The sequence below is a fragment of the Streptomyces sp. NPDC046805 genome, from assembly GCF_040645355.1.
Lineage (GTDB): Bacteria > Actinomycetota > Actinomycetes > Streptomycetales > Streptomycetaceae > Streptomyces.
The window spans coordinates 40,547-52,679 of sequence record NZ_JBEYYC010000008.1 but is presented as its reverse complement, the minus strand read 5'-3'; the positions used below and the strand labels follow the sequence as shown (position 1 = coordinate 52,679).

General features: G+C 72.3%; 12 protein-coding genes. 8 read left to right on the top strand and 4 right to left on the bottom strand.

The genetic code is table 11. The features are described from left to right. Positions 1 to 55: 55 nt before the first annotated feature. Positions 56 to 841, top strand: a complete 786-nt coding sequence (locus ABZ910_RS11070) for a ferritin-like fold-containing protein (RefSeq protein ID WP_361361904.1) — start codon at positions 56 to 58, stop codon at positions 839 to 841. 13 nt (positions 842 to 854) lie between these two features. Here ABZ910_RS11070 and ABZ910_RS11065 read toward each other — a convergent pair whose 3' ends face one another. From ABZ910_RS11065 to ABZ910_RS11050, 4 genes are all read right to left on the bottom strand, one after another. Continuing rightward, positions 855 to 1,145 carry a hypothetical protein gene (locus ABZ910_RS11065; protein ID WP_361361902.1) on the bottom strand — a complete coding sequence of 97 codons (291 nt, stop codon included), beginning with the start codon at positions 1,143 to 1,145 and terminating at the stop codon, positions 855 to 857. A 274-nt stretch (positions 1,146 to 1,419) separates the two neighbouring features. Further along, a complete protein-coding gene (locus tag ABZ910_RS11060) occupies positions 1,420 to 1,647 on the bottom strand; it encodes a DUF3107 domain-containing protein (protein WP_361361900.1) in 228 nt (75 codons plus the stop codon). A 156-nt stretch (positions 1,648 to 1,803) separates the two neighbouring features. Continuing rightward, complete coding sequence (locus tag ABZ910_RS11055) at positions 1,804 to 2,448, bottom strand: TetR/AcrR family transcriptional regulator (protein ID WP_361361898.1); 645 nt, start codon at positions 2,446 to 2,448, stop codon at positions 1,804 to 1,806. A 166-nt stretch (positions 2,449 to 2,614) separates the two neighbouring features. Further along, on the bottom strand, positions 2,615 to 2,839 hold the full coding sequence (locus tag ABZ910_RS11050) for a hypothetical protein (RefSeq protein ID WP_361361896.1): 225 nt from the start codon (positions 2,837 to 2,839) through the stop codon (positions 2,615 to 2,617). Between the two features lie 241 nt (positions 2,840 to 3,080). Here ABZ910_RS11050 and ABZ910_RS11045 point away from each other — a divergent pair, with 241 nt between their 5' ends. From ABZ910_RS11045 to moeZ, 7 genes are all read left to right on the top strand, one after another. After that, positions 3,081 to 4,163, top strand: coding sequence for an alpha/beta hydrolase (locus ABZ910_RS11045; RefSeq protein ID WP_361361894.1), 1,083 nt, complete (start codon positions 3,081 to 3,083; stop codon positions 4,161 to 4,163). A 64-nt stretch (positions 4,164 to 4,227) separates the two neighbouring features. After that, a complete protein-coding gene (locus ABZ910_RS11040; RefSeq protein ID WP_361362261.1) occupies positions 4,228 to 5,607 on the top strand; it encodes a DUF3152 domain-containing protein in 1,380 nt (459 codons plus the stop codon). Between the two features lie 231 nt (positions 5,608 to 5,838). Beyond that, on the top strand, positions 5,839 to 7,524 hold the full coding sequence (locus tag ABZ910_RS11035; RefSeq protein WP_361362258.1) for a DUF3492 domain-containing protein: 1,686 nt from the start codon (positions 5,839 to 5,841) through the stop codon (positions 7,522 to 7,524). After that, positions 7,524 to 8,723 carry a hypothetical protein gene (locus tag ABZ910_RS11030; RefSeq protein WP_361361892.1) on the top strand — a complete coding sequence of 400 codons (1,200 nt, stop codon included), beginning with the start codon at positions 7,524 to 7,526 and terminating at the stop codon, positions 8,721 to 8,723. Before ABZ910_RS11035 ends, ABZ910_RS11030 begins: the two co-directional genes overlap by 1 nt. A 405-nt stretch (positions 8,724 to 9,128) precedes the next feature. Then, complete coding sequence (locus ABZ910_RS11025) at positions 9,129 to 10,088, top strand: NAD-dependent epimerase/dehydratase family protein (RefSeq protein WP_361361890.1); 960 nt, start codon at positions 9,129 to 9,131, stop codon at positions 10,086 to 10,088. Next, positions 10,076 to 10,843, top strand: coding sequence for a spherulation-specific family 4 protein (locus ABZ910_RS11020; RefSeq protein WP_361361888.1), 768 nt, complete (start codon positions 10,076 to 10,078; stop codon positions 10,841 to 10,843). Before ABZ910_RS11025 ends, ABZ910_RS11020 begins: the two co-directional genes overlap by 13 nt. 63 nt (positions 10,844 to 10,906) lie before the next feature. Beyond that, the gene (gene moeZ / locus ABZ910_RS11015) at positions 10,907 to 12,085 is read left to right on the top strand and encodes an adenylyltransferase/sulfurtransferase MoeZ (RefSeq protein ID WP_361361886.1); all 1,179 of its coding nucleotides are present in this window, start codon (positions 10,907 to 10,909) and stop codon (positions 12,083 to 12,085) included. Positions 12,086 to 12,133: the final 48 nt, after the last annotated feature.

Below are 12,133 nucleotides of genomic sequence, written 5' to 3'. Positions count from 1 at the left end.
TAGCCGTGGCCACAGTGGTTGGCCAGGGCTTCCCTCGTGCGAAGGGCGGGCTATTGTGCGCTTCATGACGAGCTCTGACAAGCCTGACAACGTCGCTGCCGAAACCGCCGAAGTCGCTGCCGGAAGCGCCGAATCCGCCGAACACACCGGCGTCGCCGCCCAGGACTGGGCGCAGGCCTCGGCCGACCCGCAGTACCGTGCCGCGGTGGTGGACCTGCTGGGTGCGCTCGCCTACGGCGAGCTGGCGGCGTTCGAGCGGCTCGCGGAGGACGCCAAGCTGGCTCCGACCCTGGCGGACAAGGCGGAACTGGCGAAGATGGCGTCGGCCGAGTTCCACCACTTCGAGCAGCTGAGCAACCGGCTCACGGAGATCGGCGAGGAGTCGACGCGGGCGATGGAGCCGTTCGTCGCGGCGCTCGACGGCTTCCACAGGCAGACGGCGCCCTCGGACTGGCTGGAGGGCCTGGTCAAGGCGTACGTCGGCGACTCGATCGCCAGCGACTTCTACCGCGAGGTGGCGGCCCGCCTCGACTCCGACACCCGCGAGCTCGTCCTGGCGGTCCTCGACGACACCGGGCACGCGGGCTTCGCGGTGGAGAAGGTACGTGCGGCGATCGACGCGGACCCGCGCGTGGGCGGCCGGCTCGCCCTGTGGGCGCGGCGTCTGATGGGCGAGGCGCTGTCGCAGTCCCAGCGGGTCGTGGCGGACCGGGACGCCCTGTCCACGATGCTGGTCGGCGGCGTCGCGGACGGCTTCGACCTCGCCGAGGTCGGCCGGATGTTCTCCCGCATCACCGAGGCGCACACCAAGCGGATGGCCGCGCTGGGGCTGGCCGCCTAGCTGTTTCTCGCGCCTACGCCGGTGCCGAACGTCCCGACGGCGGCGCCGGTCGGCGGCGAAGTCCCCGCGCGGGGCGCAGCAGCAGGGAGAGCGACGCCGCGGAGACGACCGCCGCGCCGAGCAGACTCAGCAGGACCGTGTCGAAGCCCAGCGCGCTGTGGGTGACGAAGTCGCCGAACAGGGCTCCGGCCACGCCCGTGCAGAACACCAGGGGGCGGGCGGGCAGCCGGTGGGACAGACGGCGCACCGCGGTCCATGCCAGCGCCACTCCGAGCAGGGCGGAACCGAGAGCTTCCAGGATCATCAAGGGGCCCTCCCACGGCCGGCCTGCGCTTCACGGTCGTAGCCCGTCCTACCCGTGACCTGCGGAATGCAATCCTCCCCTGTGTGCGACGTGTGTGCCAGGCGTGTAGTCCGTCTGTAGGCGGTGCGGGCTGCAGGTGGCAGGGGGTGTGGGGCACGGGGCGTGGGCGGCGCGGGCTGCAGGTGGCACGGGAAGGGCCCGGTGGCTGGTCGCCACCGGGCCCTTCCCGTCATGCATGGCGTAGCACGGTCGGCTACGACGCAGCGCGTACGAACTACAGCGCGCTGAAGCCCACCTTGCGGGCCGTCGGCTCGCCGAGCTCGACGTAGGCGAGGCGGTCCGCCGGGATGAGGACCTTGCGGCCCTTCTCGTCCTCGAGGCTGAGCAGCTGCGACTTTCCGGACAGCGCCTCGGCCACCGCGCGCTCGACCTCCTGCGCGCTCTGACCGCTCTCCAGAACGATCTCGCGGGGCGCGTGCTGCACGCCGATCTTGACCTCCACGGCTTTGTCCCTCCGACGGTCAGTGAAGTGCGCGATCTTCCGCGCCGTACTCAGCACACATTAGCCCGGTGAGGGGACGGACATGCTCCGCGCGAGCACGCCAAGAGCGAACAGGGGGAGGGTGCCGGGGTGCCGGCCGGACGCCCGGCGAGGGCGTCAGTGGTGCTGGTCGGTCCCGTGCAGCGGGAAGCCGGCGATGCCGCGCCAGGCCAGCGAGGCCAGCAGCTGGACCGCCTGGTCGCGCGGGACGCTGCGGTCGCTGTGCAGCCAGGAGCGCGCGACCACCTGGGCGAGACCGCCGAGCCCGGAGGCCAGCAGCATCGACTCGTCGCGGGACAGGCCCGTGTCCTCGGCGATGACGTCGCAGATCGCCGCGGCGCACTCGTTGGTGACCTTGTCGACGCGCTCGCGCACCGCGGGCTCGTTCGTCAGGTCGGACTCGAAGACCAGCCGGAAGGCGCCGCCCTCGTCCTCGACGTAGGCGAAGTAGGCGTCCATCGTCGCGCGGACGCGCTGCTTGTTGTCGGTCGTCGACTCCAGGGCGGTCCGTACGGCCTGGATCAGGGACTCGCAGTGCTGGTCCAGCAGCGCGAGGTAGAGGTCGAGCTTGCCCGGGAAGTGCTGATAGAGCACCGGCTTGCTGACGCCGGCGCGCTCGGCGATGTCGTCCATCGCGGCCGCGTGGTAGCCCTGGGCCACGAAGACTTCCTGGGCGGCGCCCAGCAGTTGGTTCCGTCGGGCACGGCGCGGCAGGCGCGTACCTCGCGGGCGTGCCGCCTCTGTCTGCTCGATGGCTGTCACGCCGCCTCCCAAAATCGTCCACGTGCGGTGAGCGCCGCGCGGCCATCGTACTTTTCGGTAACCGTGGTGTGCGCGGTGCGACCGCAGAATTTCAGTACCGGATGGCGGCGAAAGCCGACCAAAGGGGCTCAACCGGGGCAGAAGGTCCCTTGTTCCCGCCCCGACCTCAGCGGTAGTCGTCCTCGTCGAGGGACACGACGCGCGCCTGTTCGATGAGGTCGGCCTCGTTCGCGCGGCCCTCGCCCGCGCCGGTCAGGGGGGTGTCGCGCTTCTCGGTCACGTCCGCGAGCTGCTCGGCGGCGTCGCCCTCGGGAGCCTCGACGTCGATCTCGGTGACGTCGGCTTCCTCCAGCTCCTCGAGCGTCTCGGGGTCGGTGGGGTCGAAGTTCATGGTGGGCTCCCTTCCTGCGGACGTCCCCGGAGCGGTCGGGGGCCAATACGGGCGCCCTCTGTACGAGCCTAGGAGACACCTGATGCGGACGCTATGCCATCCGGCTCCGTTCCCCGCGTCATCCGGCCCCATGCCCCGTGTGGCCCGCCCGGGAGAGCGTCCTCGGCCCGCGGTCGCCGTGACGGTGATCTGTGACAGCGAACACATGAACCACAACGTGATCGTCTCGTAACATCGCCGTATGTCTTCGACCGAGCTGCCGTTCGTGCCGGCCACCAGTGTCCTTCCGGAGGTGGTGCGCGTCAGGGTCGCGGAGGGCGAGCGGCTGAGGTCCGTGGGGCTCCCGGGGGTCACGCTGTCGATCCGGTCGAGACCGCCCGCGCGCGCGGGACTGCCGCCCGCGCTGTACGTCCACGGGCTCGGCGGTTCCTCGCAGAACTGGTCGGCGTTGATGGCGGAGCTCGAGGGCGTCGTCGACTGCGAGGCGGTCGACCTGCCGGGCTTCGGCGACTCCCCGCCACCGGACGACGGCGACTACTCGGTCACGGGGCACGCGCGCGCGGTCATCCGCTATCTCGACGCGGCGGCGCGCGGCCCGGTGCACCTCTTCGGCAACTCGCTCGGCGGGGCGGTCGCGACCCGCGTCTCCGCCGTACGCCCTGATCTCGTACGGACGTTGACGCTCGTCTCGCCCGCGCTCCCGGAGCTGCGCGTGCAGCGGACCGCGGTGCCGACGGCGCTGCTCGGCGTGCCCGGCGTGGCCGCGCTGTTCACCCGGCTCAGCAAGGACTGGACGGTCGAACAGCGGGTCCGCGGTGTCATGGCGCTCTGCTACGGCGACCCCGAGCGGGTGTCGCCCGAGGGGTTCCAGCACGCCGTGGAGGAGCTGGAGCGACGGCTGCGACTGCCGTACTTCTGGGACGCGATGGCGCGTTCCGCGCGCGGGTTGGTGAACGCGTACACGCTGGGCGGCCAGCAGGGGCTGTGGCGCCAGGCCGAGCGCGTCCTCGTCCCGACCCTCCTGATATACGGCGGCCGTGACCAGCTCGTCGGTTACCGCATGGCCCAGAAGGCGGCCCGCTCCTTCCGCGACTCCCGCCTGCTGTCCCTGCCGGACGCCGGTCACGTCGCCATGATGGAGTACCCGGACATGGTGGCCGGGCGGTTCCGGGAACTCCTCGCGGAGGTCGGGGCGTTGGGTTCTGTGCGGGGAGCGGATGCTTCCGGCGGGACGGGAGACGCGGTGAGTGAAGCGGGTGCGGACAACGACGGCACGGCGACCGGAGGCGACGCCGCCGGCGCGAGTGCGGATACGGGGGACTAGGGGCGACGTGGGACGCCACAGCCGCCGCGGGTCGGCCTCCAAGGCCAAGGACGACGTCGCGGACATAACGACAGAGCAGCGGGCGCAGCGGGAAGCGCGGGAGCAGCGGGGCGCGCGACCACGTCCTGACGGGAGCCCCGTTCCTGACGGGACTCCCGCCCATGGTGTCCCTCGTTTCCCGGACGGGACTCCGGCGCAGGGCGTCCCGCAGGCCCGTGGTGGTGCCCGCGGTGGCCACCCCGAACAGCGTGAACCCGGGGGCGGCTGGGGCGACTTCAGGGGACGGGCCGGTGGGGGACCGGGTTCGGGCCCCGGACTCGGTGTGGTTCCGGGGCGGACCGCGCCGACGGGACCCGGTGCGGCCGTACCGCGGCAGCGGCAGGCGCCGGCTCCGGGCGGCCCCAGGCAGGAATACCTGGACGCGTTCGACGCCTTCGGCGCGCCCCGTGCCGTCGGCAGCGAGGGCGACGTCGACGACGATGTCTTCGCGCTCCGGTCCGGGCGGCCGGGTCAGCCGGGTCAGCCCGGACGGTTCGGGGTCGGCGCCCAGCGCACGGAGTCGTACGGTCCCGTCACCGACCCGGCGGACGAGGCCGGCGTGGACGACGACGAAGCCCCCACGGGCCCGCCCGCGCAGACCAAGGGAGGCAAGGGACGCGCCTTCACCGGGATCGCGGCCGCCGCCGTCACCACCGTGCTCGTGGTGGTCGTGGCCGGACAGGTGGCCGACGGCCGCGACAGCGCCGAGGCGCGGTCGCAGTCAGCCCCTGACCCGGCTCTCGACCCCCACGGCTCGGCCGCGCCCGGTGTCGGGCAGGCGCCCACGCTGCCGGGCGCGACGGCGCTGACGTACGAGCAGAAGATGGACAAGAGGTACGCGCTCGGTGCCACGTTCATGGGCTCGGGGAAGTTCGAAGCCGTCCCCGGCGCCGACAAGGCGCCCGGAAGCGGCCGCAAGTACACCTACCGCGTGGACGTGGAGCGGGGACTCGGCCTGGACGGCGGGCTGTTCGCCGAGGCCGTGCAGAAGACGCTCAACGACGGCCGCAGTTGGGCCCACGACGGTGCCCGCACCTTCGCGCGCGTCTCCTCCGGCAGGCCCGACTTCGTCATCACGCTCGCCAGTCCGGGGACGACGGCCGAATGGTGCGCCAAGTCGGGACTCGACACCACCGAGGACAACGTCTCGTGCGACTCGGCCTCCACCGATCGCGTGATGATCAACGCGTACCGGTGGGCGCAGGGCTCGAAGACGTACGGCGACGCCATCCACCCCTACCGGCAGATGCTCATCAATCACGAGGTCGGCCACCGGCTCGGCTACGGCCATGTCACCTGCGACAAGGACGGCGAGCTCGCCCCGGTCATGCAGCAGCAGACCAAGTTCCTCGACCATGACGGCATCCACTGCCTGCCCAACCCCTGGCCGTTTCCCAAGCGCTGACGGAGATCGTCAGCGCTGACGGGCATCGCTCGCCGATGTGACGATCTGTGCGCGCTTGATCTCCTAGCGCGACGAAACGCGACCCGCACGGGAAAGTTACGACCGTTCACCCCTTTTGGTGGTGCGACGGACAACCGTCCATCGCACCACCGCCAAGTCCGCATACCTTCGTCCCGCTGCGAGCCGCCGGGACAAGGGCGGCTCTCCATACGGGAGATCGGGGGTGTGCTCGTGCGCATCGGACTGCTGACAGAGGGTGGCTATCCGTATGTGAGCGGTGACGCCAGGCTCTGGTGCGACCGGCTCGTGCGCGGGCTCGGGCAGCACGAGTTCGACATCTACGCGCTCAGCCGCACCCGGAGCCAGGAGGACGAGGGCTGGGTCCCGCTCCCGTCGCAGGTCGGCCGGGTGCACACGGCGCCGCTGTGGACCGCGGACGACGACGGGATCGTGTACGGACGGCGTGCGCGCCGGCGCTTCGCCGAGTCCTACGAGGAGCTCGCCGGGGCCGTCTGTGCCGGGCCCGATGAGCAGGAGGACCGTTTCGCCAGCGCTCTGTACGGCCTCGCGGAACTGGCCCGTGACGAGGGTGGCCTGATCGGCGCGCTCCGCTCCGAAACCGCCGTACACGCATGGGAGCGCGCCTGTCGTGCCCCGGGCGCACCGCGAACGGCGCGGGAGGCCCGCGTGCCCGACCTGCTCGCCCTCGCCGCACACCTCGAACGCGCCCTGCGCCCCCTCTCCCTCGACTGGTACGAGACCGACGGCCTCGGTGCGGCCGACCTGTGCCACGCGACATCCGGCGGTACGGCGGCCCTGCCCGGGCTGCTCGCGCGCCACTTCTTCGGCGTACCTCTGCTGGTGACCGAGTACGGGGTGCAGTTGCGCTCGCACTACCTGGCCTCCGGCGCCGGTACGGAGGCTCCGGCGGTCCGGGTCCTGCTCGCCGCCTTCCACCGCCGACTCGCCGCCGAGGTCTACCGCCAGGCCGCCATCGTCACGCCCGGCAACGCGCACACGCGCCGCTGGCAGGAACGCTGCGGCGCCGACCGGGCCAAGATCCGCACCGTTCACCCGGGCATGGAGGCCGCTCGTTTCGCCGAGGTGGGCGAGTCACCGGACCGCGGCGATCCGGACACGCTGGTGTGGGTCGGTCGCGTCGAACCCGCCAAGGACCTGGTGTCCCTGTTGCACGCCTTCGCGGAGGTGCGCAAGGCGGAGCCCAAGGCCCGTCTGCGGATCCTGGGCGGGGCGGCGGGCGCCGAGGGCGAGGCGTATCTGGGCCACTGCAAGGTGCTTGCCGCGCAGCTCTTCCCGGACGAGGCGGAGGGCGCGTACGCGGTCGGCGACAACCCCGTGTCCTTCGAGGAGATCGGCGGCCCGGAGGCTCCGACCCTCGCCGACGCCTATGCCTCCGGCGCCGTGACCGTGCTGTCCAGCGTCGTCGAGGGCTTCCCGGTCGGCCTGGTCGAGGCGATGTTCTGCGGCCGCGCGACCGTGTCCACGGACGCCGGCGCGGTCGTGGAGGTCATCGGCGGCACGGGTCTCGTCGTACCGCCGCGCAATCCGCGGGCCCTCGCCGAGGCCTGCGTGGCGCTGCTGCGCGACCCGGAGCGCCGTGAGCGCCTGGGCGCCGCCGCCCGCGCCCGCGCTCTCGAACTGTTCACCGTCGAGCAGAACCTCACGGCATTTCACGGCATTTACCTGGAGATCGTGGCGCATTGTCCGGCGCCCCGCGTGATCCTCGGCGACTCCGGCGAACCCCTCCCCTTCGCCCTCCCTGCCGAGGCCTACATCCCGGGCTGCTGGACCGGTCCCACGGCCGGCGTCGCAGCCCGCGGCGCCCCGGGGTCCGTATCGCAGGAGCTCGTATCCCCGGTACGCGCCACCCGGCTGGCCGCCACGGAGGGGGCGTGATGAACGACCTGGACAAGCGCGCCGAGCGCGCCCAAGACGAGGTCGAGGTCGGTGCCGACCCGGCCCCGGCCCCGGTCACTGGCCGCGCACCCGCCGTCGGCCGTCGCGGCGCCGCCGACCCCGTGAAGGTGTTGATGCACCGTCACCGCGACCTGTGCGAAAGGGCCGTGGACGCCCTGGAGATCGCGGCGGGGCTCGAGGCGCACGGCATGACCGACCGCACGGCCACCCGCTTCCGTCACCGCGACGTCTTCTCCCTCGCGGAGGAGATGTACGCCCGCGTCCCCCGAGACGGCGAACCGCTTCCCCACCCTGGAACCGCCACCGCGCCCCGGGAACGAGCCGACTGGGCCCTGTTCGCCCTCCTGCCCGGCGCCCTGAGCACGGCGACCGTGATCGGCCTGCACCTCACGCAGGGCCGGAACCGGTTCCTGGTGGTCGTCACCGGCATCCTCGCCGTGGCCCTCGGCGCGCGCGCCGCCCTCCGCCGCGGCCCGCTGAGCACGCCTCCCGGCACGCACGCGTGGCGCACGGCAGCCCGCCCCCGCGCGTGGACCTGGTGGCTCCTCGGCTACGCCGCCCTCGGCGACGGCCTGCTCGACGCCGTCATGGGCGGCGGCCCCGACGGCCTGCCGAACGGTACGACGGACGGCCCCTGGCCCCTGGCCACCGCCCCCGTCCTGGCCCTCACCCTGGCCTGCGTCCCGGCGGCTTGGAGTGCGCACCTCTTCGCCACCCACGCGCGCCGCAGGCTCACCGCCAGCCGGGGCCTGGACGACTTCACCGCCGCCGCACAGCCGCTGCTGCTCGGCACGTTCGCCCTGTTCCTGTGCGCCCTCGCGGCCCTGGGCGCCGTGTGCGGCGCGATCCTGCACGAGAGCGCCGCCTATCCCGAGATCCTCGCTCTGGGCTCCCTCCTCCTGCTCGCGCGGCTCCTCTGTATCCACCACCTCTCCCACCCCGCAGCCCTCGGGCTCGCCGCCGCTGCCGCGACCGAGGCGATGGCGCCCGCCCTGGTCCTCGGCGGCCGCCTTCCGGGGTGCGCCTTCCTCTCCGTCCCGGTCGAGTCCCTCGTGGACGCCTGGGGCACGGGCAGCGTCCCGACGCTCGCCTGCACCGCAGGCGCCCTGACCCTGCTGTTCCACGCCACCCGCACTCTCACTCGGGCCTCGGCCCACGCGCCGACGGGAGAACCCTGATGACCGGCGCCACCCACCTCCCGTCTCCCCGGCCGGCGAAATCGTCCGCCGTCCCTGGAGCTGGACTCCGTCCTGGACTTGGACTCTGCCTCGCTCCCAGCTCGAAATCCGCACCGCTCTCAGCCGCGGGCTCCCCGCCAAAGCGCGGCAGGCAACCGCAGCGCGCCCAGCCTCGGGCTCCGCGCCAAGGCACCGCAGGCAACCGCACCGCGCCCAGCCGCAGGTTCCCTGCCAAAGCGCCGCAGCCACTCACACCGCCCCCGGCCGCGGGCTCCCTGCCAAGGCGCCGCAGGCACTCGCATCACGCCCTTGACCGTTCGAAGGAGAACGCCAGATGACCACCTCCCGACCCGGAGCGTCCGGAGCCACCGGGGCAGCCGGTGCGCACACCCCGGGAGCCGCGCGATGAGGGTTCTGCTGATCGGAGCCAACGGCTATCTCGGCCGCTTCGTCGCCGACCGTCTGCTCGCGGACCCGGCCGTCCAGCTCACCGCCCTTGGCCGCGGCGACGACGCCGACGTGCGCTTCGACCTCGCGACCGGAAGTCCCGGAGCGCTCACCCGCTTCCTCGACGCGGTCCATCCCGGTGTCGTCGTCAACTGCGCGGGTGCCACGCGCGGTGGCGCCCGTGAACTCACCCGGCACAACACCGTCGCCGTCGCCACCGTCTGCGAGGCCCTGCGCCGCAGCGGTTGCGGCGCCCGTCTGGTGCAGATCGGCTGCAGCTCCGAGTACGGTCCCAGCCAGCCCGGTTCCTCCACGGCCGAGGACGCGGTGCCCCGCCCCGGCGGCCCGTACGGCGTCAGCAAACTCGCCGCCACCGAACTGGTCCTGGGATCCGGTCTCGACGCCGTCGTCCTGCGCGTGTTCTCACCCGCCGGACCCGGCACCCCGGCGGGTTCGCCGCTCGGCCGGCTCGCCGAGGCCATGCGCCGCGCCATGCAGTCCGGCGACGGCGAACTCAAGCTCGGCGGCCTGGGCGCCCAGAGGGACTTCATCGACGTACGCGACGTCGCCCGCGCCGTGCACGCCGCCTCGCTCTCCGCCGCGCAGGGCGTCATCAACATCGGCTCGGGCCGTGCCGTACGCATCCGGGACGCCGCCGCCGTCCTCGCCCGCGTCGCGGGGTACGGCGGGGCCCTGCACGAACTCGACGGCCCCCCGGGCCCGTTGCGGGCGCCCATCGGCCACCCCCGCCCCGAATCCGACCACGCGGCCCCGGTCGCGTACCCGTACCCGGACGGCTGCGGCAGCTGGCAGCAGGCCGATGTGCGCACCGCACGCGACCGGCTCGGCTGGCGTCCCCGGATCAATCTCGAAGAGTCCCTTGCCGACATCTGGATGGAGGCGGCGTGCCGCATCTGACCAGCGCGGGCCCGGGCACCAAGAGCACCGGACTGCGCACAGGCTTCGGTGTCCCCGGCTTTGCGCACCCCCTTGTCGCCCCGGCCGAGTGGGCCGAACTCACCCGCCCCGGCACGCCCCTGCACTGGGTCGTCCTCAACGTCGCGAACGGCCCCGGCGCCCGCCCCGATCCGCACTGCCTGGAGGCGGCCGGACGCCTGAGCAATACCGGCGTCCGCGTGCTCGGCCGTCTGGACATCGCTCACGGTGCCCGCCCCCTCGGGGACCTGCTCGCCGACGCGCAGCACTACGTCGAGTGGTACCGGGCCGACGGCTTCCTCCTGGACCGTTGCCCGACCGAGCGCGCCGCGCTCCCCGAGATCCGGCGCACCGTCGGCACGCTCCGCGCGATGCGTGACGAGGCCCACGTCGTCCTCGGCCACGGCACCCACCCCTACGCCGGCTACGCCGAGAGCGCCGACCAACTGGTGACCTTCTCCGGCCCCTGGTCCGAGTACCGCTGGTCCCAGGTCGCCGAGTGGACCGCCGACCATCCGCCCGAGCGCTTCTGCCACTTCGTGCACGGCGTGCCCCGCGGCCACCTCGAGGAGGCGCTGCGGATCGCCCGCTGGCAGGGCGCGGCGACGATCTATTTCACCGACCGCTCGGACCGCCTCGCCCGTACCGACCGCGGCGGCCGAACCGACCCCTGGGAGACCATGCCCGGCTACTGGGACGAGATTGTCTCGCGGGTCGGAACGGGTGTCTCGGAATGAAGAAGGCCATGGCAGTGTTACACGGAGAACAACCGTAGTGATCGACCGACCAACGGAGTTCCCGTGTCGCTGCCACCCCTGGTCGAGCCAGCCTCTGAGCTCACCGTAGACGAGGTCCGCCGGTACTCCCGCCACCTGATCATCCCCGATGTCGGGATGGACGGGCAGAAGCGGCTGAAGAACGCCAAGGTGCTCTGTGTGGGCGCCGGCGGTCTGGGCTCGCCTGCGCTGATGTACCTGGCCGCGGCGGGCGTGGGCACGCTCGGCATCGTGGAGTTCGACGAGGTCGACGAGTCGAACCTGCAGCGGCAGATCATCCACAGCCAGGCCGACATCGGCCGCTCCAAGGCCGAGTCGGCCCGCGACTCCGTCGAGGGCATTAACCCGTACGTGAACGTGATCCTTCACGAGGAGCGGCTCGAGGCCGACAACGTGATGGACATCTTCAGCCAGTACGACCTGATCGTCGACGGCACGGACAACTTCGCGACCCGCTACCTGGTGAACGACGCGTGTGTCCTGCTGAACAAGCCGTACGTGTGGGGCTCGATCTACCGCTTCGACGGCCAGGCGTCCGTCTTCTGGTCCGAGCACGGTCCCTGCTACCGCTGCCTCTACCCGGAGCCCCCGCCCCCCGGCATGGTCCCGTCCTGTGCCGAGGGCGGTGTCCTGGGCGTGCTGTGCGCGTCCATCGGCTCCATCCAGGTCACCGAGGCCATCAAGGTCCTCACGGGCACCGGCGACCCGCTGGTCGGCCGCCTGATGATCTACGACGCCCTGGAGATGCAGTACCGCCAGGTGAAGGTCCGCAAGGACCCCGACTGCGCGGTCTGCGGCGAGAACCCGACCGTCACCGAGCTCATCGACTACGAGGCCTTCTGCGGCGTCGTCTCGGAGGAGGCGCAGGCCGCGGCCGCCGAGTCCACCATCACTCCCAAGCAGCTCAAGGAGTGGATCGACGACGGTGAGAACATCGAGATCATCGACGTCCGCGAGCCGAACGAGTACGAGATCGTCTCCATCCCGGGCGCCCGGCTGATCCCGAAGAACGAGTTCCTCATGGGCAGCGCCCTGCAGGACCTCCCGCAGGACAAGAAGATCGTCCTGCACTGCAAGACGGGTGTCCGCAGTGCGGAAGTCCTCGCCGTCCTGAAGTCCGCGGGCTTCGCGGACGCCGTCCACGTCGGCGGCGGCGTGATCGGCTGGGTCAACCAGATCGAGCCGCACAAGCCGGTCTACTGAGCCACGGCTCGCCCTGCTTCCTTCGCGGCGGGGGCTCCAGGCGCCACG

Coding starts and splice junctions, on each gene's coding strand:
- ABZ910_RS11045 (WP_361361894.1), top strand. CDS start 3,081: ATGTCTTCGACCGAGCTGCCGTTCGTGCCGGCCACCAGTGTCCTTCCG.
- ABZ910_RS11025 (WP_361361890.1), top strand. CDS start 9,129: ATGAGGGTTCTGCTGATCGGAGCCAACGGCTATCTCGGCCGCTTCGTC.
- ABZ910_RS11030 (WP_361361892.1), top strand. CDS start 7,524: ATGAACGACCTGGACAAGCGCGCCGAGCGCGCCCAAGACGAGGTCGAG.
- ABZ910_RS11065 (WP_361361902.1), bottom strand. CDS start 1,145: ATGATCCTGGAAGCTCTCGGTTCCGCCCTGCTCGGAGTGGCGCTGGCA.
- ABZ910_RS11050 (WP_361361896.1), bottom strand. CDS start 2,839: ATGAACTTCGACCCCACCGACCCCGAGACGCTCGAGGAGCTGGAGGAA.